This is a genomic window from Denitratisoma sp. agr-D3, from assembly GCF_054658675.1.
Genome location: NZ_BAAGIA010000003.1, coordinates 202,710 through 227,791, shown reverse-complemented (window position 1 = coordinate 227,791; position 25,082 = coordinate 202,710). Strand labels below are relative to the sequence as shown.

Genomic DNA, 25,082 nt, shown 5'->3' with positions numbered 1-25,082 from the left:
GGCCTCAGCCCCGGGTCTTGTGGATTTCCACCAGATCCTCGCAGACGTCCTCGTAGAGGTTGGCCACGTCGTCCTCTTCCAGGTTGAGGAAATCCGTCGCCAGTTCGCCGTAGCGGTTCCATTCGGCTTCGTCGGCCACGCCGAGGAAACCGGCGATGTAGTGGTCCGCCAAGAGGGAAACGGCGGCGAGGTTTTGCACCGGGGAGGCTTTTTCCTCCTGGCCCGGATGCAGGGCTTCCAGGTCGTGGTGGGTGCGGATGGCTTCCACCACGGTCGGCGGCAATTGCCAGTTGCGGGCCAGCATGGCGCCCACGGCGGCATGGTCGGTGCCGTGGATTTCGTTTTCCAAGGCCAGCATGGAACGGTCGGAACTGTTGGCCAGGGCCAGGGTGTCCTTGTAATCGGGGAAACGCTGCATCAGGATGGGGATGCCGCAGTCGTGGAACAGGCCGAAGGCGTAGGCGTCATCCATGCTGACACCCAGCCGACGCTGGCGGACGATGCGGGAAGAGGCGGCGGCGTGGTAGTTGGAGCGGTCCCAGAAGCGGTCCATGCTGATGCCCTTGGGTGACAGGGCCTGTTGCAGGCAAAGACCGGTGACGATGTTGATGATGTTCTTCAGGCCGAGGACGGAAACCGCCTGTTGGACCGTGCTGGCTTTCTTTTGCAGGGCAAAGAAGGGGGAGTTGGCGGTTTTCATCATGGCCGCCGCCAGGCTCACGTCGCCGCTGATGAGGCGGTTGATGCGCATGAAGTCCACCTCTTCGCGGCGGGCTTCCTCCATCAACGCCGCCGCCACGGTGGGGCAGGGCGGGATGGAGACGCTTTTCAGGATATCGGCGGCGGTGTCGGCGGCGATCTCGGTGCGCACGGTTTCTCTTTGCATGGCAAATCCCCTGTCATTGCTGAAACGAGACAGGGTCGCCGGTGGCAACCACACTGCGGGCGCTGCTGTCCGGCGGCCCCAGAAAAATTATCCGGCGATGCTATCACGGCGAAACAAGGGTGTTGTTGCTGTGGATAAATTCTCGGTGGCTCGCCATCCGTGTTTGACAGCCTTACTGGGTTTCCACCCAGAGATCGAGGCCTTGGGCGTTGAGTTCGGTGTCCAGTCCCATCAATTCCATGAGGGCTTGCCCTTGCAGCCCCCACTGCTGGCGGGCGGCCTCCTCCTGGTAGAGGGCCTGCAAGCCCTGTTTGATCCGCGCCTGGCGGTCCGGGCCGCTGTCGCGCTCGCGGCGGGCGATGTCGGCGTAGGCGTCGATCAGGCGGTGCATGTCCGCCGCCAGCCGGGGTACGTCGGTGACCTGGGCGAAATGGGTGAGGTAAAGGGCTTCCGGCTTGAGTTCGGCGATCATGGTGACGGTTTGGTGCAGGGCCTCGGCGTCGAACTGGGAGGGGGAACTGGTGGGGAAGATGAACTGGCGGCCGTCCCGGTCCAGGTGCCGATAGGAAATGCCGAAGGTGTCGCCGGTGAAGACGTGGCCGGTCTTGCCATCGCGGATGGCGACGTGGTGCTTGGCATGTCCCGGCGTGTCATAGAAGTCCAGGGTACGTCCGCCCAGTTTCAGGGACAGGCCGTGCTGGGCCTCGATGACCCGGTCCGCCGGGGTGGGGACCAGCCGGCCGTAGATGCGCAGGGCCTCCTCCTTGCCGTACACCTCGTGCACCGCCGCTTCCAGCTTGGAGGGATCCACCATGTGGCGGGCGCCACGGGGATGGACGACCAGTTGCGCGTTGGGGAAGCGCTGCATGAAGGCCCCGGCGGCCCCGGCGTGGTCCAGGTGGACGTGGGTGAGAATCACGTAGTCCACGTTCTCGGCCCGCAGCCCGAGTTCGGCCATCTGCGCCAGGACGCGGGGCACGGCGTCGTTGTGGGCGGTGTCCACCAGGGCGACCCGGCCATCCTCTTCGATCAGGTGGATGGCGGCGATGCGGGGGGCGTAGTAGTCGGCGTCGATGGCGTGGATGCCGTTGCCGTAGGAGGTGAGGACGGGGGTCATGGGGCGGGTCTTGTCAGTTATTTTGCGGGGATCGGGTGCAGAATAAGGGAACGGTGATTTTGTTCCGTTTTCCATCCGGACCTGTTTCATTTTAACCATGAACTTTCCCGACCAGCTTTTCTCCTCCCCCTGGACCCTGCTCGGCAATAGCCTGTTCCTGGCCGCCCTGGTGGCGGCGGTCTGGCTGGCGCCCTGGCGGCGGTTGGCGGATTCGGCGCAGTTCAATGCCTGGCTCGGCAGCGTGGTGACCCTGTGTTTGGTGTGGAGCATGAAGGCCGGCATGCAGCCGGGGCTTAATCTGCATTTGCTGGGCGCCACGGTGCTGACCCTGATGTTCGGCCGCAGTCTGGCCATGCTGGCCCTGGCCTTGGTGCTGGCGGCGGTAACCTTCAACAGCGGCGGCAGTTGGCAGCATGTCGGCCTGGCCGGCCTGGTGACCATCGTTTTTCCGGTGTTGGTGAGCGAATTCCTGCGGCGGGCGACGGATCGCTACCTGCCGGCCAATTTTTTCGTCTACGTCTTCGTCGCCGCCTTTTTCGGCGCGGCGCTGACGGTGGTGGCCACCGGCGGCTTGTCGACCTTGCTGCTGTGGGGGGCGGGTATTTACTCCCTGGACAAGCTGCTGAACGACTATCTGCCCTATTTCCTGTTGCTGGGCTTCGCCGAGGCCTGGCTCAGCGGGGCGGTGATCACCGTGATGGTGGTGTACCTGCCGCACTGGGTGGGCAGTTTCGACGACCGCCATTACCTCTGGAAAAAATAAGCGCCCCCGCCTCAGCCGAAGTAAAGGTGGCACAGACAGCGTAGGGCGATGCCGGCCGCGGCCCCCAGGGCGGCGGGACGCCAAACGGTGGCCACCCGGGCACCGGCGGAAATCAGCACCGCGATGCCCGGCACGTCCAGCGGGTTGATCAGGAAGCCGGCGCTGGCGTTGAGCAGGCTGGCGGAAAAATGCCCTTCCTTGAGCATTTCCCCCACCACGCCCATCATGGCCGTGCCCCCCGCCAGGTATTTGCTGAAGGCCGGCAGCACCAGGGCCGGATCGACCGACAAGGCCGCCAGCAGCGGCGTCAGCAGCCGGGTCAGGGCGTCGATGGCGCCGGCCTGGCGCAGGGCGGTGACCACCACCAGGGACAGCACCAGCATGGGAATGGCGCCGATGGCGATCTTGAAGGCCTCGGCGCCGGCCCGGTTGATCACGTCCAGCACGCCCTTGGGGCTGTCGGCCAGGGGATGGCGCAGGGTTTCGTCGGCCAGGTGTTCTTCCGATGAGAGCTGGCGCCCGAGCAGGTAGTAGGTGATGGCCGCCGCCGCCAGTCCGCCGACCAGGGAGAACAGCAGCACGCGGCCCATGTGCAGGCCCATGGCTCCCATGGGGAAAAGGGCGTTGGCCTGGGACATGGCCATGACCATGGCCAGGGTGGCGGCCAGGTGGCGATTGGAGGTGCCGCGCTGTTCCATCATGGTCAGGGTGGCCACCGGGGCGGCGAAGCTGACGAAGTTGATTTGCAGGGCGGCGAACACACCCAGGCCGGTGAGGCCAATGGGGTGCAGTATCGGTGCCAGGCGGGCCACCAGCCAGTCGAGGATGCCACGGGCTTCCAACAGCCGCATCAGGGCCAGCATGACCACCATGATGGGCAGCAGGACGAACAGGGAAAGCTCGATGGCCGAGCGGCCGGCGCGCAGGATGATGTCGATCAGGATGTCCATGTCGGGGGAAGCGTCGTTTTTTTATTCGCCATCATAGGCCATGTGCGGCTGGGCAACGGCCCTGCCGCAAGGGCGGCGGCGTTGTTATACGTCGGGGAAGGCCGCCAGGTCGTGGCCGCCGAGCCAGGTTTCCAGGCCGCCGTGGAGCCGCAGGAATTGCTCGAACTCCGCCACGGGCAGCGGTTTGGAGAAGTAGAAACCCTGCATGTTGCTGCATCCCCGTTCGAGCAGGAACTCCATCTGGTCCTGGGTTTCCACGCCCTCCGCCACCACGTCCAGGCCCAGGTCGCGGGCCATGGACAGGGTGGCCACGGCGATGGCGGTGTCTTCCTGGTCGCCGGGCAGGTCGCGGATGAAGGAACGGTCCACCTTGAGCCGGGTGATGGGCAGACGCTTCAGGTAGCTGAGGGAGGAATAGCCGGTGCCGAAATCGTCCAGGGCCAGGGTGAAGCCCATGTGGCGCAGTTCGATCAGGCGGTTGATCAGGGCCTCGTCGGGCTCGAGCAGGGTGCTTTCGGTCAGTTCCAGTTCCAGCAGGCGGGGGTCGGCGCCGCTGGCGGCGAGGGCCCGTTGCACCAGGTCCACGAAGTCGGTCTTGAGGAATTGCAGGCCGGAGATGTTCACCGCCAGGCGCACCGGCGGCAGGCCGGCCTTGAGCCAGCGCTGCTGTTGCTTGCAGGTTTCCTGTAGCACCCATTCGCCGATGGGCATGATCATGCCGGTGTCCTCGGCCACGGTGATGAAGCTGCTGGGCAGCAGCAGGCCCTTTTCCGGGTGTTGCCAACGGATCAGGGCCTCGGCGCCGCTGACGTGGCCGCTGCGGGGCTCGATCTGGGGCTGGAAGTGGAGGATGAATTCGCCCCGCTCCAGGGCGCGGCGCAGGGCGGCTTCCAGGGTCAGCCGTTCCGAGGCGCGGGCGGTCATGTCCGGCACGAAGAACTGGTAGTTGTTGCGTCCCTTGGCCTTGGCCCCGTACATGGCCACGTCGGCCTGGAGCAGCAGGGTGTCGATGTTCTGCCCGTCCTGGGGATAGAGGGCGATGCCGATGCTGAAGGTGAGGGTCAGTTCATGCTCGTCCACCTTCACCGGTTCGGCCAGCACGTTCAGCATCTTGCGGGCCACGGCGCCGGCGTCCTCGGCGTTCTCCACCCGCTCCAGCAGCACCACGAACTCGTCGCCGCCGAGACGGGCGAGCAGGTCTTCGTCCCGCAGGCAGGTGCTCAGACGCTGGCTGACGGTGGCCAGCAGGCGGTCACCGATGGGGTGGCCGAGGGAATCGTTGATGTGCTTGAAACGGTCCAGATCGAGGAACAGCACCGCCAGTTTTTCGCCATGGCGCTGGGCGGCGGAAAGAGCGGTGCGGGCCCGGCTCAACCAGTGGCTGCGGTTGGGCAGGCCGGTCAGGATGTCGTAGTGGCCCAGGTAGTGGGCGTTGGCTTCCGCCGTGCGCAGGGCGGTGACGTCCTGTAGCGTGCCGCGCAGGCGCAGTAGCTTGTCGTCCTGCCAGAGGCTTTCGATCTGGAGGTGCAGCACCTCGATGCCGGCCGCCGGGAACTTGGGCTTGGCGTCCAGGATGCGGTTGTCGGGACTCTTCAGGGCGGCGACGATGGCGTCGTTGACCGCTTCCTGGTCGGCCTCCAGGAACAGATTGGGGAAGTCGCGCAGGGCCAGCTTGGGCAGGGCGCCGCCGAGCAGTTGGTGCATTTCGTCCGAACAACGCAGCAGGGCCTCGCCCGGCGCCCATTCCCAGCTGCCGAGGCGGGCGATGTGCTGGGCGTCCTTGAGGGCGTTTTGCTGTTCTTCCAGTTTTTGCGTGGCCCGGGTCAGTTGCAGGGTGCGTTCTTCCACTAGCCGGCTGATGCGTCGGCTGCTGCCGCTGGACACCAGGAGGAAGGCGCCGAGCAGGCCGATGGAGGCGAGGCCGACGGTAATGGTGGCTTCCACCGCGAGACTGCGCTGTTGGGCCGCGTAGTCCGCGGTGCCGCGCTGGCGGATTTCCCATTGGCGCCCGGCAAAGTTGATCAGGGTGGTCTTGTGCAGGGGCACGTTGAGCCAGCCGTCCTGGTCGCAGCCGCGGGGGCCGTAGAGCTGGCGCTTGTCCGCGGCGCCGTTGCGGTCCACCAGGCACAGTTCCAGGCCTGGCAAGGGCTTGTCGCCGAGGGTGGTGGCGATGATCTGTTCGGGGCGGAACACGCCGGAGAGGATGCCGCGCAGGGGATGCAGCCCCTCGTCGTTGGTTTTTTCCCGGTCGCTGTAGAGGGCCTGGTAGATCGCCACGGCCAATTCCCCCTGGCGCCCCTGGACCAGGAGGAAGGGTTCGCTGGCCTCCGGCTGGCCGGATTGCCAGGTCCGACGCACGGTGGTGGCGGTGCTGGGCAGGGCCAGGATGTTGAGGCCGAGGGCACGCCAGTTGGTGTCCAGGGGTTCGAGCAGGGTCAGCGGCAGGTAGTACGGGGCATCCGCCGCCGGACTCAGGTTGCCTTTGCGGTCCCGGTCCTGGATCAGGAAGTCGGGGTGTTCCTGGCGCCGCACGCTTTGTTCGAAGGCGTTGCGTTGCTTGTGGGACACCAGGGGCGACCAGCCGAAGTTCTGGGTGCCCGGATAGCGGTTGAGCCAGGCGCTGGTATAGCCGCGGAAGCTGGTGCCGCTGGGGTCGGGACCGATGTCCAGCCAGCGCTCGATGGCCAGCATCATGTCCAGCTGGGCTTCGAGCCGCGTCTTGACCAGGCCGGCCTTGTGGTCCGCTTCCCGCAGGAAGTGGGCCTCGATGCGGCTTTGATCCCAGCTCGACATGAGCAGGTAGACCACCGTGGTGAGGGCGCAGGCCACCAGCAGGGGCAGGGCCACGGTGCGCCGGCGGGGATGCCAGTCCTCCGCCGGACGGCCGAAAAACACCAGGAACAGGGGCACGGCGACGAGGATGCCCAGGGTGTCCCCGATCCACCAGTTCCAGCCGTTGTAGAGGGCATCCTTGAGCGGGACGATGCCGAGCAGGGTCAGGGTCGGGGCGGCGATGCCGGCGGAAATCAGGCAGCCGACGGGGGCGACGACGAAAAGGAAGCGGACGATGCTTTCCTGGCGATCCAGGGGGGTGGGCAGGCCGATCAGGCGCTCGCTCAACCAGCGGCCCGCCAGGGCTTGCAAGGTGGCGCCAATGGGAATCACCAGGACGCTGAGCCAGGCCGCGCCGGTGAGGTGGGCGTTCAGCCCGGCGCCCAGTTGCATCAGCAGGGAGCCGACGAACACCGCCGGCCAGTAGCCGCGACCGAAGGTCATCAGGGCGGCCAGGGCGATGCCGGCGGGCAGGAAGATGGGGGCCGTGTAGCCCGGTGGCACCGCCAGCAGCAGGGAGGCCCAGCCGACCACGGCATAGGCCAGGGCGATTGCGCTCAGGCGGGAAAGGGTGGGCGTCATGGCCTAGCGTGCTCCCGGGCGTCGACCAGCGGTGGCGGCGGGGCGGTCCGCGGCGATGGTCCAATGACGGGGGGCGTGGCTGACGGCGAGCGGCATGGGAACCCGGCGGGGAAGGATAACGGGCTTAGGGTAATGGTCCCCGCCGTCGCCGGTTTTGACGAAGAGGCGGGAAATGCCGCCTTTATTGTTTTTCCCCTCGGCCCCGGGCATTCGGTGCAGACCTCCCTATCCGGGGCCGAGGGGGATGCGTCAGGCGGCCGGCGTTTCGTTCAGGGTCAGCACGCCGTGGCGCAGCCCCGGGTCGTCCGGGTGGGGCTGGAGCTTGAAGCCGAGGTCGGCGACAAAGCGCAACATGCGGGCGTTCTCGGTCAGGAAGTCGCCGGTCATGTAGCGGAAGCCTTGCTGCCGTGCGGTGTCGATGATGCGTAGCATCAGCTTCTTGGCCAGGCCCGTGCCCTGCCAGCCGTCGGCCACGACGATGGCGAATTCGCAGGATTCCCCGTCCGGGTTGCTGGCGTAGCGCACCACGCCCACTTCCTGTTGCTCCCCTTCCACCTCGCTGAGGGCGATCAGGGCCATTTCCCGGTCGTAGTCGATCTGGGTCAGTCGCACCAACTGCACCGGCGAGAGCTCGCGGATGGTGTTCATGAAGCGGAAATAACGGGATTCCTGGGACAGGTGCTGGACGAAGTACTGGGACAGGTGGGCATCCTCCGGCTGGATCGGGCGGATATGCACCTGGCGGCCATCCTTGGCGACGAAATCCTCCTGGAGATAGGACGGATAGGGGTGGATCGCCATGTGGTCGTAAGGACCGGCGCGGCGCGGCAGGGGGGCGATGGTGATGCGGGCGTCCACCGCCACCGCGCCCTGGTCGTCCACGATCAGGGGGTTGATGTCCAGTTCCTGGATCCAGGGCAGTTCGCAGACCATTTCCGAAATGCGCAGCAGGATGCTTTCCAGGGCGGCTTCGTTCACCGGCGGCAGGTTGCGGAACTCGTTGAGGCGACGGCGCAGCTTTTCCGAGCGCAGCATGTCGGTGACCAGGAAGCTGTTGAGGGGCGGCAGGGCCACCACCCGTTCGCTGCGCTGTTCGATCACCGAGCCGCCCAGGGCGAGGGTGATGGCCGGGCCGAAGATGGGGTCGTGGATGATGCCCACCCGCAACTCGCGGCCCCGGGGCTTTTGCACCATGGGCTCGATGCTGACGCCCTGGATCAGGACGTTGGGGCTGTGGTCCTTGACCTCTTCCAGGATCTGTTCGTAGGCCAGGCGCACGGCGCTGAGGGAGTGCAGGTTGAGGCGCACGCCGCCGACGTCGGTCTTGTTCTCGATTTCCGGCGAGACCACCTTCATGGCCACCGGCAAGCCCAATTCCTCGGCGAGGAGCATGGCCTCGGTGGAGGAGCGGGCGATCACCGCCTGGGCGATGGGAATGTGGAAGGCCGCCAGCAGGGCCTTGGATTCCATTTCGTTAAGGTGGGTGCGGCCCTCCATCAGGGCGGTTTCGATCACCAGCCGGGCGCTGGGCCATTGCGGTTCCACATGGTCGGCCGTGGTGGCGCCGGGCACTTGCATCAGCAGCTGCTGGTTGCGGTAGTAGCTGGAAATGTTGGAGAACATGTCCACCGCCGGCTCCGGGGTGTTGAAGGTGGGAATGCCGGCGTTCTGGAACAGGTGGCGCGCTTCCCGCACCTGCTCTTCGCCCATCCAACAGGCCAGCAGTGGTTTTTTCGACTGGCGGGCCACGTCGGCCACGACCCGCGCCGCCTGGGTTGGGTCGGACATGGCCTGGGGCGTGAGGATGACCATCGCGCCGTCCACGCCCGGGTCGGCCAGGCAGGCCTCCACGGCGGCCTTGTAACGGCTGGGGCCGGCGTCGCCAATGATGTCCACCGGGTTATCGTGGGACCAGTTGAAGGGCAGTTCGGCGTCCAGCTTGGCCAGGGTGGCGTCGGACAGCTCCGCCAGGCCGACGCCGATGTCGTCGGCCCGGTCCGCTGCCATGGCGCCGGGGCCGCCGCCGTTGGTGATGATGGCGAGGCGGTTGCCGTGGGGATGGAAGTGCAGGAACAGGGCCGTGGCCGTGGCGTACATCTGGGCTACGGTGTGCAGCCGCACCACGCCGGACCGGCGCAGGGCGGCGTCGAATACGTCGTCGAAACCGGCGATGGCGCCGGTATGGGAAAAGGCCGCCTTGCCGCCGGCGGGGTTCTTGCCCACCTTGATCAGGAACACCGGCTTGACCCGGGCGGCAGCCCGCAGGGCGCTCATGAAGCGACGGGATTTGCGGATACCCTCGATGTACAAAAAGATGTGCTCGGTGCGGTGGTCCGACACCAGGAAGTCCAGGGCCTCGCCGAAGTCCACGTCGCTTTCGGTGCCGAGGGAAATGACCGTGGAAAAGCCCACGTGGTTGGGCAGCGCCCAGTCGAGGATGGCGGTGCACAGGGCGCCGGACTGGGACACCAGGCCGATGCTGCCGGGGATGGCGTTGCCCTTGGCGAAGGTCAGGTTGAGGCCGCTGAAGGGACGCATCACCCCCAGGCAATTGGGGCCCAGCAGGCGCACCTTGTAGCGGCGGGCGATCTCCAGGGTGCGGCGTTCCAGGTCGGCACCCACCGGGCCGATTTCGGCGAAGCCGGCACTGATCACCACCACCGCCTTGACCCCGGCCTTGCCGCAGCTTTCCACGATGTCCGGCACATGAACCGCACGGGTGCAGATGGCGGCCACGTCCACTTTCTGCGGCACCTTGTCGATGGTGGCGAAACAGGGCTGGCCGAACAGGGTCTTGTGGCGCGGATTGACGCAGAACACCTTGCCCTTGAAGTCGCCGTCCAGCATGTTGCGGGCGAGGGTGGCGCCAATGGAGTCGGCTTTTTCGGAAGCGCCGATGATGGCGACGGAACGGGGCTCGAAAAGGGCAGTGAGGTAGTGCTGTTCGCTATGCATGGTGGTTCTACCTTATTGTTGTGGCCGGTCACGAAATCCGTCCGCATTATCTCTTCCCTCGGCCCGGCGCGGTTGAGGGATATCAAGCCGGATTTCCGTTCAAGGACGGATTAAGCCCCATAATCCTGGCAGGTTTTGCCACCGTTCCCGTTACAGCGTGATTTACGGATGCCATGTCGATGAATTCCCCCTTCGCCCTTTCCCCTTCCCCCTGGATCGTGCGCTTCGCGCCGCTGATTCCCGCCGGTGGCCGGGTCCTCGACCTGGCCTGCGGCCGCGGCCGTCATGCTCGCTATCTGGCCGGTCGCGGCCACCAGGTGGAGGCGGTGGACTGGGACGAGGAAGCCCTGGCCTCCCTGGCCGGTATTGCCGGCATCACCCCGCGCCAGGTGGATCTGGAAGGGGGCGGTTGGCCCTACCTGAGCCAGGTTTTCGACGCCGTGGTGGTGACCAACTACCTGTACCGACCTTTGTTGCCCCAGTTGCAGGCCCTGTTGGGCGAAAACGGCGTGTTGCTCTATGAGACTTTCATGGTGGGCAACGAGCAGCTGGGCAAGCCGGAGAATCCGGCGTTTTTGTTGCGCCGGGGCGAGTTGCTGGAGGCCTTCAAGGGCCGTCTCAACGTCGTGGCCTTCGAGCAGGGGCGGGTGGAGCAGCCGAAGCCGGCCGTGATCCAGCGGCTGTGCGCCATGCGCGGCGGCCAGGGGCGGCTCGATTGAACGGGGCCGCCGTCCATCCGGGTGGGGTGGCGCCGGATGCCACTATGGCCGCCATGGTGCTGCGCCAGATCGGTCAGCCCCTGGTCGCCGAGCGTCTGCCCGTGCCCCAGGCCGCGCCCGGCACGCTGCTGATCCGGGTGGAGGCCTGCGGCATCTGTCGCACCGACCTGCACCTGGTGGACGGCGAATTGCCCGATCCCCGCCTGCCCATCGTGCCCGGCCATGAAATCGTCGGCCGCGTCAGCGCCCTCGGCGCCGGGGTGACGGGTTTCGTCATCGGCCAACGGGTGGGTGTGCCCTGGCTGGGCTGGACCTGCGGCCAATGTGCGTTCTGCCGGTCGGGCCGGGAAAACCTGTGCGATGCCGCCCGTTTTACCGGCTATCAACTGCACGGCGGCTACGCCGAATACACGGTGGCCGACGCCCGTTACTGTTTTCCCTTGCCCGAGGGGCCGTCGGCGGCGAGCCTGGCCCCTTTGCTCTGCGCCGGCCTGATCGGCTACCGGGCCCTGCGCCTGGCCGAGGAAAGCGCAGGAACAACGCTGCCCCTGGGCTTGTACGGCTTCGGCGCGGCCGCCCACATCGTCGCCCAGGTGTTGAAGCAGCGGGGGCGCCCTTTCTATGCCTTCACCCGTCCCGGCGACGTCGACAGCCAGGCCTTCGCCCGCCAGTTGGGCGCGGCCTGGGCCGGGGGCACCGACGCAACCCCGCCGGGGCAACTGGCGGCGGCGTTGATCTTTGCCCCCGCCGGCAACCTGGTGCCCCATGCCCTGGGCTTGCTGGAAAAGGGCGGCTGCGTGGTTTGCGCCGGCATCCACATGAGCGACATTCCTTCCTTTCCCTACGCCCAGTTGTGGGGTGAGCGCATGATCCGTTCCGTGGCCAACCTGACCCGCCGCGACGGAGAGGAATTCCTCGCCCTGGCGGCGACCTTTCCGTTGCACACCGAGGTCACGCCCTTTCCCCTGATCGAGGCCAACACCGCCCTGGCACGCTTGCGCAGCGGCGCCCTGCAAGGGGCCGCGGTGCTGACAATGGCTGGTTGAGGGGGAACTAAGCCACAGGCGTTGCGGGCGTTTTCGGGTAATGTCCCGGCCTTGTCCTTGAAGGGAGTCGCCATGAATCCGGCTGCGCTGATTTTTCCCGCCCTGCTGCTGTTGCTGCTGATCTACGGGTTGTTCACCTACAACCGCCTGGTGGCCTTGAAGCATGGCGTGGCCAAGGCCTGGGCCAATATCGACGTGCTGCTCAAGCAGCGCCACGACGAGCTGCCCAAGCTGGTGGAGGTGTGCAAGCAATACAAGCAGTTCGAGCAGGCCACCCTGCAACAAGTGATCGAGGCCCGCAACCGGGTGCAAAGCGCCCGGGAGAGCCAGGATGTGGCAGCCCTGGGCCGGGCGGAAGGCGCCCTGCGCGGCGGTCTGGACCGGATTTTCGCGGTGGCCGAGGCCTATCCGGAACTGCGCGCCAACGAGAGCTTCATGCAGTTGCAGGGGCGCATCAGCCAGTTGGAGGACGCCATCGCCGACCGCCGCGAGTTCTACAACGAGGCGGTGAACATCAACAACGTGCGGGTGGAGCAATTCCCCGATGCCCTGGTGGCCGGCTTGTTCCGTTTCGGCAGTCATCCCCTGCTGGAGTTTTCCGCCGCGGAAAAGGCCGACGTGGACGTGAAGTCGCTGTTCGGCTGAGCGTCTCCCCATGCTCGCCCGCCTGCGCCGGGGCTACGGCCAGTGGATCATGTCCGGCGGTCAGTTGCTGTTGGTGATGCTGGGTGTCCAGCTCGACACGCCCCAGGGCTGGCGTGCCTGCGCCCTGTTGATCGCTGCCCTGAGCCTGTTGGCCTGGGTCTCCCTGCTGCGCCGGTTGCGGGCGGTGGCCGATACGCCCACCGCGCGGATCGCCTCTGCCGCCCAGGGCTACGCCGAATTGCGCGGCCGCGGCGTGGCCCTGGCCGGCACGCCGCTGTTCTCGCCGCTACGCAGCCAGCCTTGTCTCTGGTATCGCTACGAGGTGGAGCGGCGCCAGGACGACAAGTGGGTGAACGAATCCGGCGGCGAGTCCGACGCTTCCTTCCTGGTGGACGACGGCAGCGGGCTCTGTCTGGTGGACCCCGCCGGCGCGGAAATCCTCACTGCCCAGGCCGACCGTTGGCAGGAGGGCGACCACCGCTATCGCCAGTGGCTGATTCTGCCCGGCGAGACGGTCACGGTGCTGGGCGAGTTCCGCACCTGGAGCGGCGCTACCCTGGACCTGGACGCGGCGGAGGACGTCAAGCACCTGCTGGCGGAATGGAAGAACGACATGCCGGCCCTGTTGCGCCGCTACGACCTGGACGGCGACGGTGAGTTGGGCCTGGACGAGTGGGAACTGGTCCGCGCCCAGGCCCGGCGCGAGGTGGAACGCAACCATCGCGAGCTACGCGCCACTCCCGATAGTCACGGCATGGCGGCCCCGGCCGACGGCCGTCTCTACCTGATCTCGACCCTGGCCGAGTCCCAGCTCCTGGGGCGCTATCGGCGCTGGGCGCTGTTCCAGTTGCTGATGTTCGGCGCTGCCCTTTATGCCCTGATCCGCATCAAAGCAGGGGCTTGAGCACCGGCCAGAGGTGGTCCAGCAGGCGCGGCTGGGCAGCCGCCACCGGGTGCATGCCGTCCGCCTGGAAGGACTCGGGCTCCCGCGCCACGGGTTCCAGCAGGAAAGGCAGCAGGGCGGTTTTCTCCTTTTTTGCCAGGGTCGGGAACGTTGCCTCGAAACGGCTGACATAATCGGGTCCGTAATTGGGCGGCAGGCGCATGCCCACCAGCAGCACCTTGGCGCCGGCGGCGCGGCCCATGCGGGCCATGGCCGTCAGGTTGTCCGCCATGGCGTCGAGGGACAAGCCGCGCAGGCCGTCGTTGGCGCCCAGTTCCAGGATCAACACGGCGGGGCGATGCTGTTTCAGCGCCGCCGCCAGTCGGGCCCGGCCACCGGCGGTGGTTTCGCCGCTGATGCTGGCGTTCACCACGGTATAGGGCCGTCCCTCCCGTTGCAGGCGCTGGTCGAGCAGTACCGGCCAGCTTTGTTCGCGGGGAATGCCGTAGCCGGCCGACAGGCTGTCGCCGAAAACCAGCAGGGTGGCGGCCTGGGACAGGCCGGACAGCAACAACAATGCAAGCAAGGACAGGGTTTTGAACATGGATCGCAAGCGAGAAGTGGAAACGGTGTTGGCCGTGACGGACCTGGGCAAGGACGTGCCCAGCGGCGAGGGCCGGCTCACGATTCTGCACGACATTTCCTTCAGCGTGGCTCCCGGCGAGTCGGTGGCCATCGTCGGTGCCTCGGGCTCGGGCAAATCCACCCTGCTCGGGCTGATGGCCGGCCTGGACGTGCCGAGCCGGGGCGAGGTGCGGCTGGACGGCGCGGCCTTCTCCGCCCTGGACGAGGATGCCCGGGCCGCCGTGCGCGGCCAGGTGCTGGGTTTCGTTTTCCAGTCCTTCCAACTGCTACCGGCTTTGACCGCCCTGGAGAACGTCATGTTGCCCCTGGAATTGGCGGGCCGCTCCCAGGCCAGGGAGGCCGCCGTGGCGCTACTGGAACGGGTGGGGCTGGGTCATCGGTTGCACCACTATCCCAAGCATTTGTCCGGCGGCGAGCAGCAGCGGGTGGCCCTGGCCCGGGCCTTCGCGCCCAAGCCCCGGCTGCTGCTGGCCGACGAACCCACCGGCAATCTCGACGCCGCGACGGGCGCCGACATCATCGATCTGATGTTCCGCATGAACGCGGAAGAGGGCACCACCCTGGTCCTGGTCACCCACGACGAGGCCCTGGCCGGGCGCTGCCGCCGGTCGATACGCCTGGCGGCGGGCCGGCTGGTCTAGCCGGCCCCGGCGGGATCAGCGATAGCCGCTCAGGTCGCCGCCGACGACGCTGCCCAGGGCGGCGCCGATGGCGGTGGCGGCAATGCGGCCGTTGCCCTGGCCGATGTTGCTGCCGATGACGCCGCCGGCGATGGCACCCATGGCTTGGCCGATGAAGCGGTTGCCGTCAGAACGGGGCGGCGGGGCGTAATAGCCGGTCGGTTGCGGATAGGGTTGGGCGTAATACACCGGCCGTTCCCGGTATTCGATCCGTTCCCGGACCAGGACGGGCGGAGCGGAGTAAACCACCACCGGCGGGTTGTAATAAGTCTCGTAGCGCACCACTTCCCGGTGATGATGACGGACGTAGGGACGATAACCGTCGTCCCATTCGGGGTGGGCGAGGGCGCTGCCGCTGAAGGCGGCGGCAGCGAGCAAGAGGGGTATCCAGATCTTTTTCATGGTTGTCTCCTTTGGCAGGCCTGGCGAGGTGATGGCCTGGAGCGAATAACGTCCGGACCCCCGCTGGAGAAGACGTGGGCTGTGTAAAAAATTGTGAGGTACCGACGTGGTCGGCCCTCTGGTCCGGCGGGCTTACTGGCCCAGGATCAGTCGTGCGGCGGCAATGCCGCTGCGGACCGCCCCTTCCAGGGTGGCCGGATAGTCGCTGGCGACGTGGTCGCCGGCGAGGAACAGGCCGGGCAGGGGCGTGACGGCGCCGAGGCGGGGCAGCTTGGGCACACAGGCAAAGGTGGCGCGTTTTTCGGTGATGGCCTGTTGCCACAGGGGCGGTGGCAGGCCCGGCAGCAGGCGGGCGGTTTCGGCGTGGATCGCGGCGGCCAACTGTGCCGGTGTCAGGGCATCCTGGGGGCCGCTGGCGCTGATGACGGCGGCCAGGAGACCGGGGGGGCCGAGCAGTTGCCCCCGGTCGAACAGCCATTGGCACAGGCCGTCCCCTTCGGCGAAGCCGCCGATCATGGGCTGGGGCAGGGCAACGTGGGCCGGATACTGGGAATAGACCGTGGCGATGGGCTCGTAGCGCAGGCCGCCAAGGCCCTTCAGCAGCTCGTCCAGGGCCGGGGTCTGCTGTTGCAATGGCGCCAGCAAGACGGACAGGTGGTGGGGGGCGGTGGCGAGGATGATCTGGCGGTAATCCACGGCAATGTCGTCCAGTCGCCAGCCAGTGCCGTTGCGGCTCAGGCGGGCGACACGGTGGCCGCGCAGCACCCGTCCGCCCCGGGCTTCGATGTGGCGGGCGGCCGGCTCGGGGAATAGCGTCGAGAGGTCGGTCCGGGGTAGCAGCAGCTGTGAGGCGGCTTTGTCGGCGCCCAGGGTGTCCCGCAGCACATGGGCGAACACCTGCGCGGACGCCGCGCTGGCCGGCGTGTTGAGGGTGGCGAGACAGAGGGGCTCCCACAGGTAGCGGCGCAGCTTGGCCGGTTGCCGCGCCTGGTCCAGCAGGGTGGTGACGGTGGTGTCCTCGGCCAGGCGGAAGCCCTGGGCCTTCAAGGTCTGCATGAAGCGGATCGCCGCCCATTTCTCCCGCCAGTTCAAGCCCTTGGCGCCGAGCAGGGCGGCGGCCAGATGGAGAGGGGCGGGCCAGTCGGGGGCGTGGATGCGCAGGGCGCCCGGGTATTCGAGATGGAGGTCGAGGCGCCGTAGGCAATGCTCGGGGTCGGCGCCGACCAGGGCCATGAGGCGCAGGGTTTCCCGATAGGCGCCCACCAGGATGTGTTGGCCGTTGTCGAGGTCGGCGGTTTTGACGTCCGCCCGCCGGGCCCGGCCGCCCAGGGTTCGGGAGGCTTCGTAGAGATGGACGGGGACGCCGGCCGCCGCCAGTTCGACACCGGCGGCAAAACCGGCATAGCCGCCGCCAACGATGGCGACGGGGGCTGCGTTCAGTGTTTGAGCCACGTCCTGGTGGCGATCCACAGCTTGCGCACCGGCGTCAGGGACAGGCGTTGGTCGAGCACCCGGTAGCCGTCGCGGACGATTTCATCCAACGTGGTGCGATAGATGGCGGCCATGATCAGGCCCGCCTTCTGGCTTTTCCGGTCGCCGGCGGGGAGTTGGGCCAGGGCCTTGTCGTAATACTCCTGGGCGCGCTGGACCTGAAAGGCCATCAGGGCGCGGAAGTTGTCGCTATAGCGGGCTTCCATCAGGTCGGCGGCGGGAACGTTGAACTGCTGCAACTCCGCCACCGGCAGGTAGATGCGGCCGCGGCGGGCGTCCTCGCCCACGTCGCGGATGATGTTGGTGAGCTGGAAGGCGAGGCCCAGGTCATGGGCGTACTTGAGGGTCTGGCGGTCCTGGTAGCCGAAAATCTCGGCCGCCAGCAGGCCCACCACGCTGGCCACCCGGTAGCAATAGAGGTGCAACTCCTTGAAGGTGGCGTAGCGGGCGACGTCCAGGTCCATTTCCATGCCGTCGATGATTTCCATCAACAGCTCCTGGTCGATGGCAAAGCGCTGAATGGCGGTGCCCAGGGCCTGGGTGACGGGGTGGCTGGCTTTGCCCGCAAACAGCCCGGCGATCTCGGTGCGCCACCAGGCCAGCTTGGCCCGGGCCAGGGTGGGGTCGCTGCATTCGTCCACCACGTCATCCACTTCCCGGCAAAAGGCGTAGAGGGCCATGATGGCCTGGCGCCGTTCCGGCGGCAGGAACAAAAAGCTGTAGTAAAAGCTGGAGCCGCTGGCTGCCGCCTTTTGCTGGCAGTAATCGTCGGCGGTACCGGCCTGGGTATTGTCGGTCATGGGGCGGTGAACAGGGCGTTGAACAGGATCAGCGGCCAGTCGAGGGCCTGGAGGGTGGGGCGGCGACGGAAGACGTCGTACTCCACCTTCTCGATTTTATCGAGAATGCGCAGGCCGCCGGCGACGATGGCGCGGATTTCCAGTCCAATCCGGCCCGGCAGCCGCCGCCCCAAGGGGGCGCCGCTGAGCATGAGGGCCCGGGCCCGGTCCACCTGGAATTTCATCAGGGCGCGAAAGCGCTCGTCGCAACGGCCCGCGCGCAGTTGGGCGATGTCCACGCCGAAGCGGGCCAGTTCGTCCTGGGGCAAGTAAATGCGGCCATCCCGGTTTTTGTCCAGGTCGATGGCCAGGTCCTGCCAGTGATTGATCAATTGCAGGGCGGTGCACACGGCGTCCGATTGGGCGAGATTGTCTTCCGTCGCCGCGTCGAACAGGTGCAACATCAGCCGGCCTACGGGGTTGGCGGAGCGGCGGCAGTAGTTCAGTAGTTCTACGTAGTCGGCGTAGCGGTCTTTGTCCACGTCCTGGATGAAGGCGTCGAGCAGGTCGCGGAAAAGTTGCAGCGGCAGCCCATATCGCCGGATCACCGGTGCCAGGCGTTGGAAGATGGGGTTGTCGCTGGGCACGTCCCGCTCGATGCGGTCCAGCTCCTCCTGGTAGCCGCGCAGCAGGGCAATCCGTTGCTCGGCCGGCAGCGCGCCTTCGTCGGAAAAGTCGTCCGCCGTGCGGGCAAAGCCGTAGATGGCCGCCACGGGCTCGCGCAGGGCCGCAGGCAGCAGGATCGAGGCGACGGGGAAGTTTTCGTAGTGTTCGACACTCATGGGGCGCGAAGGATAACCGTTGCCCGGTGGGAGCGGTTAAAATCCGCGCCTCACCTGCCCAGGTGGCGAAATTGGTAGACGCACCAGATTTAGGTTCTGGCGCAGCAATGCGTGGGGGTTCGAGTCCCTTCCTGGGCACCAAAGGGTTTTTGGGTTTTTCCCTGCGGTTTTTCCCTCTTGGGTCTTCCCGCCCAGGGAGTTCCCAACAGTCGCAACCGCCCGATGGCGACGGGCTTTGCCCTGCCTCGCCGGGTTTGTTATCCTGCCCCGGTTATCACGATCGTTAGATTTGCTGGCGTTGCCTTGGGCGCGACCGGCTGCGCGTCCCCATGAAACTAAGAACGGCATCAGCGACCCTTTCCATCGTCTTTCTATTGGTGTTGAGCGCCAATGCCCTGGTCATGATGCGGGTCAAGGGGGCCTACGATAGCGTGGTGGCGGCCCATGAGCACCGCCGCCAGGCCACCACCCTGACCGATGCCTTGCGCCAGGAGACCGAACAGTTGGCACGCCTGGTGCGCGCCTATACCGTCACCGGCGAACCGCGCTACCTGCTCTATTACTACGACATCTTGGCCATCCGCAACGGTGAGAAGCCGGTGCCGGCCAATTTCAACCCAGCCACCTATTGGGATGCGGCGATTGCCGGGCGGATCCAGCACGCGTTGCCCAGCGACGGGCCGCGCCATTCCTTGATGGAGCAGATGCGGGCATTGGGCTTCCATCAGCAGGAGTTGGTCGGCTTGAGTCGGGTCCTCGCTGCAACGGCGGCCATGAACAAGGTGGAGCAGGTGGCTTTCGCGGCCACCCAAGGGCTCTACGACCCGGTCCGGAAGGAGTTCGTCTCCGACGGCAAGCCCCACCTCGACTTTGCCAGCAAGCTCGTCCACGGCAACGAGTACAACCTGCTCAAGGCGGATCTGTCCGCCGCGGTCGAGAACTTGTCCACCATGGTGGACCAGCGCACCAGCGATGACGTTTCCCAGGCCACGGAACAGTTGCAGCGGCTGATCATCGAGTCCCTGGCCTTCATGGGCGGGACCCTGCTGCTGGTGCTGATCACCTACCAGGTGACCCATCACCAGGTCCTCAAGCCCATCCGCCGCCTCAGCGTGGCGGCCGATCATTTGGCGGTCGGTCAATACGACACCCGGGCCGACGTTCGCACCGGGGTCGAGGAACTGCTCGTCCTTGGCCGGACGCTGGACAGCATGGCCCAGTCCATCGAGGACGACATCCGGGCCCGGGCCACCGTGCAGAAGGAACTGGAAGCGGCCTGGCAGCAGGCGGAGAACGCCACCCGGGCCAAGTCCATGTTCCTGGCCAACATGAGCCATGAAATCCGCACGCCCATGAATGCCATCATCGGCATGGCCTATCTGGCCCTGAAGACCGAACTGACGCCGCGCCAGCAGGACTATGTGACCAACATCCACAACGCGGCCAAGTCCCTGCTGGGCATCATCAACGACATCCTCGACTTTTCCAAGGTCGAGGCGGGCAAGCTGGAACTGGAAAAGATCCGTTTCCGCGTTGAGGACGTGGTCGCCAACTCCCTTTCCCTGCTGCGGCAACGGGCCCAGGAAAAGGAGATCGAGCTGCTGCTGGACATTCCCGATCCCTTGTTGCTGGGGGATACCGGCGCCCTGCTGGGGGATCCCCTGCGCCTGGGCCAGGTGCTCAACAACCTGCTGTCGAACTCGGTCAAATTCACCCATCACGGCTATGTGCGCCTGGCGGTGGCCTTCGAGCAGCACGACGACGACAACGTGACCTTGCTGTTCACCGTGCAGGACACGGGGATCGGCATGAACGCCGGACAGATCGACTCCCTGTTCCAGGAGTTCACCCAGGCCGATGGTTCCACCACCCGTCAATACGGCGGTACCGGCCTCGGTTTGAGCATCTCCAAGCGACTCATCGACTTGATGGGAGGGCGCATCTGGGTGGAAAGCGAAGTCGACGTGGGGTCGCGCTTCATGTTTACTGCCCACTTCCCCATCGCCAAGCCCCTGCCTCCCGTCGCCGTGTTGCCTGGGGCGGACAGCCTGCGGGTGCTGGTGGTGGACGACCAGGCTGAGGCCCGCCAAGTACTGGCCGGCATGCTGAGCGCCCTGGGCGTGGGCACCCGGATCGGGACCGGGATCGAGGTGGCCGCCAGCGCCCTTGAGGCTCTGGTGATGGTGGATCGTGCCGTCGGCGACGGTCGTCCCTACGATTTGCTTCTCTTGGACTGGGTTATGCCGGACATGGATGGCGGCACCCTGCTCAAGGTGATCATGGGGCGCGGCAGCAGTCAGACCCAATTGGTGGTGGTCTCTGCTTACGATTCCGAGGTGATGCACGAGATCGCCAAGCGCTTTGGGGTCAATCACTTCCTGGCCAAGCCGGTGTTGCCCGATGCCTTGCGCCATCTGGTCAGTACCTTGACCGGCCATCCCATGGTCGAGGTCCCGGCCGATATCCAAACCTCGGCGGACAGCAATCTCCAGGGCATGCGGGTGCTGTTGGTGGAGGACAACCAGATCAACCAGCAGTTGGCGGTGGAGTTGATGAAAAACCGGGGCATTACCGTGGATGTGGTCAATCACGGTCAGGAGGCCCTGGACCGTCTGGCCGCGATGCCCGTCGATTACTACCACGTGGTTTTGATGGATCTGCAAATGCCGGTGATGGACGGCTACGAGGCCACCCGCCACCTGCGTTCGGATCCTCGTTATTACTCCCTGCCCATCGTCGCCATGACCGCCCATGCCATGGCCGACGAACGCGCCCGCTGTCTGGCCATTGGCATGAACGGCCACATCAGCAAGCCCATCGAGCCCGATTACCTGTATGCCACCCTGTCCCGCTTTTTCCGTGAGCCGGGGGGCAGCGTGGTCGACGGAGAGGCCGTCACCGTTGCCGAAACGACGGTCGGCACCCTGCCGGTGATCGATGGCCTGGATACCGCCGAGGGCCTGCGTCGCGCGGCCGGGATGCCGGATCTGTATTTGCAGGTGTTGTCCTATTTCGCCCAGGACTATGCCGGTTTCGGCGAGCGCATCTCCACCATGTTGGCCCAGGAGCGATGGACCGACTTGCAGCGGGACGTGCATACCCTGAAAGGCTTGGCGGGCACCATCGGCGCCCCCCGTCTCCAGGCCGAGGCGGTGGCCTTGGAGGCCGCCTGCGTCAAGCAGGACACCGCGGCGGTCACCGCCGCCCTACCGCAATTGCTCGGGCAGCTGCTGCCCTTGATCGAGGCCCTGCGGCAGCAGGAATTGCCCGAGGTGAAATTTACCTAAGACAATGAAGAAGAAAAGCTACCTCCCCTTGCTGCCGGCCCTGGCGGCGCTGACGCTGACGTCCCCCGTCCTGGCGGCGGACTTCTCCCTGTCGGGTTACGGCACCGTCGGCTACGCCCGCTCCAATCAGTCTTACTCCTACCAGCGGTTCATTGATGACAAGGGCACTTTCGACCGCGACAGTCTTTTTGCCGTGCAGGGGGATGTCCGCTTCGACCCCCGCTGGAGCGCGACCCTCCAGGTGAAGATGGCGCCCGCGCCCGCCAACGACAACCGCTGGCAGGCCACGACCACCTGGGCTTTCGTTTCCTGGCGGCCTGACAACGACTGGTTGCTGCGCTTCGGCAAGCTGCGGATTCCCGGCTATCTCAACGCGGAAAACATGGAGGTGGGGGCTACCTTCGATTTCGCGCGGGTACCCGCCGAGATTTCCTCCGTGTTGAAAACGGTGGACTTCACCGGTGCCTCCTTCAATCGGACCTGGGGAACGGATGATGGCGAGTGGAACCTGGACGGCTATTGGGGCAAGGCCACCACCGAGTGGCGCAATTATTACCGTGACAGCTTTCCCGGAGTGTCCTCCACGGGCCCGTTTGCCCGGGAAGTCGATGTGGTGGCCAAGGGCCTGGCCCTGACGTTCCGCGCCAATGACAACACCTACATCGCCAGTTTCCACGATGCCGAGGCGAAGCGTACCGATGGTCTGCCCTGGCCAATGGCACCAGTCAGGGTCAATCCCGGCGGCAATTACTATTACTCGGCCCAGGCCAGTGCCGGTGCCGCCACGACGGACATCGTGGGGATCCAGGTGGCCTATCTCGGCGCGGATATCGCCCTCGGCAACGATTTCCGGCTGATGGGCGAATACGCCCGGCGCAAGACCCACGGCGCGCAAAGCGGCATGAACAGCACGGGCAGCTACATTTCCCTGCTCAAGCGCGTGGAACGGTGGACGCCCTATGTCTACTACGCCAAATTGCGCTCCGACGATGACATGCTGGCCCTTTACCAGGACATCAACGGAAGGACCGTGCCGGCGGCGGTTCCCCAGTCGGCGCGTATCAATGCCAGCCAGCGCGCATTGGCGGACAGTTTTTCCGCCTTCGACCAATACACCTTCGCCCTGGGAACCTCCTACGTCCTTACCCCCACCAGCAAGGTCAAGGCGGAGTGGGCGCGTACCCATGTCGGCGTCGCGTCCAGCCTGGTCGATGCCCCCGCGGGCGGGAATGTCAGTCATCAGAGCATCGATGTGCTGTCTTTGTCCTACAGCTTCGTGTTCTAGGGAGCGTGATCATGGACAAAGTCATGTACAAGCTGCTCCCTTTCCTGTTCTTGCTGACGGCTGGCCTTGCTCGGGCCGAGGTGGTGGTGATCGGCAATCCCGCCTTGCCCAAGCTGGATCCGGCCACGATCCAGAAGGTGTTTACGGGACGACTCGTCGAAGTCGGCGATGTCGCCATCACGCCGGTCAACGCGGCGCCGGGCGGATTGCGCCGCCATTTCCTGGCGGCCTACCTGAACCAGGATGAGGAGCAATACCGCGCCTATTGGACGGTACGGCGCTTCATCGGCAAGGGCGCCCCGCCCCGAGACCTGGCAAGTCCGGGGGACATCATCGAGTACGTGCAATTGACCCCGGGTGCCGTGGGGTATATCGACTCCGCGGATCTGAAGCCGGGCCTGAACGTCCTGAGCCGCCGCTGATCCCTCTGGCGGCGGGGCGGCCTCGCAAGGAGGCCGCTTCCCGTCGCAGCCTTTCTTGTCCTGACGGCCGGGCCGATACGCGGTGCCCGCGTCTGTCCGGCATCCTTGGCATTTTCCTTTCCCAAATCAAGGAGCGGCCTGCCGGCTCAAGGCACCATGGCGGCCATGAACGCTGTCGCCGATACCCTTGCCGTGCCCGCCGACCATTCCCGTCATCCGCCGGGAGATTTGGCCATGTGGGTGTTCATCCTGGCCGAGTTGTCCGCTTTCGGTCTGTTGTTCATCCTCTACGGTGTCGCCCGCATGAAGCACCGGGAATTGTTCGATGCCATGCAACTCACCCTGGATCGCGGCGCCGGTGCCCTCAATACGGCCCTGTTGATCACCGCCAGTTGGTGCGTGGCCCGGGCAGTGGCCGCAATCAAGGCCGGCGGGCAGGCTGCCAGCGCGCGCTGGCTGGCGGCCGGCATCCTGGCGGGTGGTGGCTTCCTGGTGGTGAAGGTGGGGGAGTACGCCACCAAGTTCGCCGCCGGGGTCGGGCTGGGGACCAATCTGTTCTACATGTTCTATCTGTCCCTCACTTTTTTCCATTTCATGCACGTCATCCTCGGCCTGGTCATTCTGGTCTTCGTCTGGCACAAGACGCGGCAGGGGGGCTATGACGCCGCCGACCACCGGGGCATGGAAACCGGCGCCAGTTACTGGCACATGGTGGATCTGGTGTGGATCGTGCTGTTCCCCCTGGTGTATGTGATGCGATGAAAACCGACGGCAACACGGGCGCAACGAAAACGGCAGGTCCCCGTGCCCTGGATGGGATCTATCTGCTGCTCTTGCTGGGGACGGGATTGACCTGGTGGCTTGGCGAGGAGGGGCGGGCCGGGAGCGGTTTCGTCGCGGTGCTGCTGCTGATCGCCGCCGCCAAGGGGGGCTGGGTCATCGAGATCTTCATGGCCCTGCGCGGCGTCAAGGCCCTGTGGCAGGTGGCGGTGCTGGGTTGGCTGGCGATGGTGCTACTGGTGAACCTGGCCTGTTATTGGAAAGGAAGTTGATGGACGCGAAAACCGTTATCGCGGCGGCCCCCTATTACGAGGCTGCCGGCGACGAAGTGGCCCTGGTCGAGCATGCCTGGCGCAACCGCCTGCCGGTGTTGATCAAGGGCCCCACCGGCGTGGGCAAGACCCGTTTCGTCGCCCACATGGCGGCCCGGCTGGGCCTGCCCTTGTTCACCGTGGCTTGCCACGACGATCTGACCGCCGCCGACCTAGTGGGGCGCCATTTGATCCAGGACGGCCAGACCGTCTGGAGCGATGGCCCCCTGACCCGGGCCGTGCGCCAGGGGGGCATCTGCTACCTGGACGAGGTGGTGGAGGCGCGCAAGGACACCACGGTGGTGATCCATCCCCTGGCGGACCACCGCCGCAGCCTGCCCATCGACCGTACCGGCGAGGTGCTGACGGCGCCGGACAGCTTCATGCTGGTGGTGTCCTACAACCCCGGCTACCAGAACTTCCTCAAGGGCATGAAGCCCTCCACCCGCCAGCGTTTCGTCTCCCTGCGCTTCGATTTCCCCGCTGCGGAGCGGGAAGAGGCCATCCTCATCGGCGAAACCGGCTGCGATCCGCTCCTGGCGCGGCGCCTGGTGGCGCTGGGCAACAGCATCCGCGCCCTCAAGCATGTGGACCTGGAGGAAGTGGCCAGCACCCGCTTGCTGGTCTATGCCGCCATCCTCATCCGCGACGGCCTGGACCCGGTGGCCGCCTGTCGCGCCGCCCTGGCGGAAAGTCTCAGCGACGACGAAGAGGTCACCGCCGGGCTGATGGAGATCATCCTTGCCAGCTTCGGCCGTTGACGATCGGCGGCAGGTCCAG

General features: G+C 66.1%; 22 protein-coding genes and 1 tRNA gene. 13 read left to right on the top strand and 10 right to left on the bottom strand.

Features of this window, described 5'->3' with window-relative positions; translation table 11 throughout:
* Window positions 1-4: 4 nt before the first annotated feature.
* Both ACYQ2U_RS09645 and ACYQ2U_RS09640 read right to left on the bottom strand, forming a co-directional pair.
* Window positions 5-886: an HDOD domain-containing protein gene (locus tag ACYQ2U_RS09645; RefSeq protein WP_459950150.1), complete on the bottom strand. Its 882-nt coding sequence runs from the start codon at window positions 884-886 to the stop codon at window positions 5-7.
* A 172-nt stretch (window positions 887-1,058) separates the two neighbouring features.
* The gene (locus ACYQ2U_RS09640; protein ID WP_459950149.1) at window positions 1,059-2,003 is read right to left on the bottom strand and encodes an MBL fold metallo-hydrolase; all 945 of its coding nucleotides are present in this window, start codon (window positions 2,001-2,003) and stop codon (window positions 1,059-1,061) included.
* A 97-nt stretch (window positions 2,004-2,100) separates the two neighbouring features.
* Here ACYQ2U_RS09640 and ACYQ2U_RS09635 point away from each other — a divergent pair, with 97 nt between their 5' ends.
* Window positions 2,101-2,766, top strand: a complete 666-nt coding sequence (locus ACYQ2U_RS09635) for an energy-coupling factor ABC transporter permease (protein WP_459950148.1) — start codon at window positions 2,101-2,103, stop codon at window positions 2,764-2,766.
* 11 nt (window positions 2,767-2,777) lie between these two features.
* On the opposite strand, the gene ACYQ2U_RS09630 is transcribed toward ACYQ2U_RS09635, so the two are convergent.
* From ACYQ2U_RS09630 to ACYQ2U_RS09620, 3 genes are all read right to left on the bottom strand, one after another.
* A complete protein-coding gene (locus ACYQ2U_RS09630) occupies window positions 2,778-3,716 on the bottom strand; it encodes a nucleoside recognition domain-containing protein (protein WP_459950147.1) in 939 nt (312 codons plus the stop codon).
* 84 nt (window positions 3,717-3,800) lie between these two features.
* Window positions 3,801-7,130, bottom strand: coding sequence for an EAL domain-containing protein (locus ACYQ2U_RS09625; protein ID WP_459950146.1), 3,330 nt, complete (start codon window positions 7,128-7,130; stop codon window positions 3,801-3,803).
* 249 nt (window positions 7,131-7,379) lie between these two features.
* The gene (locus ACYQ2U_RS09620) at window positions 7,380-10,085 is read right to left on the bottom strand and encodes a bifunctional acetate--CoA ligase family protein/GNAT family N-acetyltransferase (RefSeq protein ID WP_459950145.1); all 2,706 of its coding nucleotides are present in this window, start codon (window positions 10,083-10,085) and stop codon (window positions 7,380-7,382) included.
* Between the two features lie 173 nt (window positions 10,086-10,258).
* Between ACYQ2U_RS09620 and ACYQ2U_RS09615 the strand changes: the two genes are divergently transcribed.
* The 4 genes from ACYQ2U_RS09615 to ACYQ2U_RS09600 all read left to right on the top strand — a co-directional run bounded on the left by ACYQ2U_RS09615 (window position 10,259) and on the right by ACYQ2U_RS09600 (window position 13,399).
* Window positions 10,259-10,804, top strand: coding sequence for a class I SAM-dependent methyltransferase (locus tag ACYQ2U_RS09615; protein ID WP_459950144.1), 546 nt, complete (start codon window positions 10,259-10,261; stop codon window positions 10,802-10,804).
* Window positions 10,801-11,850, top strand: a complete 1,050-nt coding sequence (locus ACYQ2U_RS09610) for a zinc-dependent alcohol dehydrogenase family protein (protein ID WP_459950143.1) — start codon at window positions 10,801-10,803, stop codon at window positions 11,848-11,850. Before ACYQ2U_RS09615 ends, ACYQ2U_RS09610 begins: the two co-directional genes overlap by 4 nt.
* A 72-nt stretch (window positions 11,851-11,922) precedes the next feature.
* Window positions 11,923-12,495 carry a LemA family protein gene (locus ACYQ2U_RS09605; protein WP_459950142.1) on the top strand — a complete coding sequence of 191 codons (573 nt, stop codon included), beginning with the start codon at window positions 11,923-11,925 and terminating at the stop codon, window positions 12,493-12,495.
* Between the two features lie 10 nt (window positions 12,496-12,505).
* On the top strand, window positions 12,506-13,399 hold the full coding sequence (locus ACYQ2U_RS09600; RefSeq protein WP_459950141.1) for a hypothetical protein: 894 nt from the start codon (window positions 12,506-12,508) through the stop codon (window positions 13,397-13,399).
* Here ACYQ2U_RS09600 and ACYQ2U_RS09595 read toward each other — a convergent pair.
* Window positions 13,383-13,982, bottom strand: a complete 600-nt coding sequence (locus ACYQ2U_RS09595) for an arylesterase (RefSeq protein WP_459950140.1) — start codon at window positions 13,980-13,982, stop codon at window positions 13,383-13,385. The two genes, ACYQ2U_RS09600 and ACYQ2U_RS09595, sit on opposite strands and share 17 nt — an antisense overlap.
* Between ACYQ2U_RS09595 and ACYQ2U_RS09590 the strand changes: the two genes are divergently transcribed.
* Window positions 13,981-14,664: an ABC transporter ATP-binding protein gene (locus tag ACYQ2U_RS09590; RefSeq protein WP_459950139.1), complete on the top strand. Its 684-nt coding sequence runs from the start codon at window positions 13,981-13,983 to the stop codon at window positions 14,662-14,664. The two genes, ACYQ2U_RS09595 and ACYQ2U_RS09590, sit on opposite strands and share 2 nt — an antisense overlap.
* Window positions 14,665-14,679: 15 nt before the next feature.
* Here ACYQ2U_RS09590 and ACYQ2U_RS09585 read toward each other — a convergent pair whose 3' ends face one another.
* The 4 genes from ACYQ2U_RS09585 to hpnC form a co-directional block, all read right to left on the bottom strand.
* Complete coding sequence (locus tag ACYQ2U_RS09585) at window positions 14,680-15,105, bottom strand: glycine zipper 2TM domain-containing protein (RefSeq protein ID WP_459950138.1); 426 nt, start codon at window positions 15,103-15,105, stop codon at window positions 14,680-14,682.
* A gap of 132 nt (window positions 15,106-15,237) precedes the next feature.
* Window positions 15,238-16,557: a hydroxysqualene dehydroxylase HpnE gene (gene hpnE / locus ACYQ2U_RS09580; RefSeq protein ID WP_459950137.1), complete on the bottom strand. Its 1,320-nt coding sequence runs from the start codon at window positions 16,555-16,557 to the stop codon at window positions 15,238-15,240.
* Window positions 16,542-17,396: a presqualene diphosphate synthase HpnD gene (gene hpnD / locus ACYQ2U_RS09575; protein ID WP_459950136.1), complete on the bottom strand. Its 855-nt coding sequence runs from the start codon at window positions 17,394-17,396 to the stop codon at window positions 16,542-16,544. Before hpnD ends, hpnE begins: the two co-directional genes overlap by 16 nt.
* Window positions 17,393-18,217 carry a squalene synthase HpnC gene (gene hpnC / locus ACYQ2U_RS09570; protein WP_459950135.1) on the bottom strand — a complete coding sequence of 275 codons (825 nt, stop codon included), beginning with the start codon at window positions 18,215-18,217 and terminating at the stop codon, window positions 17,393-17,395. The genes hpnD and hpnC overlap by 4 nt, the downstream gene beginning before the upstream one ends.
* A 56-nt stretch (window positions 18,218-18,273) precedes the next feature.
* Between hpnC and ACYQ2U_RS09565 the strand changes: the two genes are divergently transcribed.
* From ACYQ2U_RS09565 to ACYQ2U_RS09535, 7 genes are all read left to right on the top strand, one after another.
* Window positions 18,274-18,358 (top strand) — tRNA-Leu (locus ACYQ2U_RS09565).
* Between the two features lie 188 nt (window positions 18,359-18,546).
* Window positions 18,547-21,504 (top strand): response regulator, encoded by a 2,958-nt coding sequence (locus tag ACYQ2U_RS09560; protein ID WP_459950134.1) that lies wholly within the window; start codon window positions 18,547-18,549, stop codon window positions 21,502-21,504.
* A 4-nt stretch (window positions 21,505-21,508) separates the two neighbouring features.
* Window positions 21,509-22,789, top strand: coding sequence for a hypothetical protein (locus tag ACYQ2U_RS09555; protein WP_459950133.1), 1,281 nt, complete (start codon window positions 21,509-21,511; stop codon window positions 22,787-22,789).
* Window positions 22,790-22,800: 11 nt separating this feature from the next.
* Window positions 22,801-23,211, top strand: coding sequence for a hypothetical protein (locus tag ACYQ2U_RS09550; protein ID WP_459950132.1), 411 nt, complete (start codon window positions 22,801-22,803; stop codon window positions 23,209-23,211).
* 165 nt (window positions 23,212-23,376) lie between these two features.
* Window positions 23,377-23,973 (top strand): cytochrome c oxidase subunit 3 family protein, encoded by a 597-nt coding sequence (locus tag ACYQ2U_RS09545; RefSeq protein ID WP_459950131.1) that lies wholly within the window; start codon window positions 23,377-23,379, stop codon window positions 23,971-23,973.
* The gene (locus ACYQ2U_RS09540) at window positions 23,970-24,263 is read left to right on the top strand and encodes a cytochrome C oxidase subunit IV family protein (RefSeq protein ID WP_459950130.1); all 294 of its coding nucleotides are present in this window, start codon (window positions 23,970-23,972) and stop codon (window positions 24,261-24,263) included. The genes ACYQ2U_RS09545 and ACYQ2U_RS09540 overlap by 4 nt, the downstream gene beginning before the upstream one ends.
* Window positions 24,263-25,063: an AAA family ATPase gene (locus tag ACYQ2U_RS09535; protein ID WP_459950129.1), complete on the top strand. Its 801-nt coding sequence runs from the start codon at window positions 24,263-24,265 to the stop codon at window positions 25,061-25,063. The genes ACYQ2U_RS09540 and ACYQ2U_RS09535 overlap by 1 nt, the downstream gene beginning before the upstream one ends.
* The last annotated feature ends 19 nt before the right edge of the window (window positions 25,064-25,082 follow it).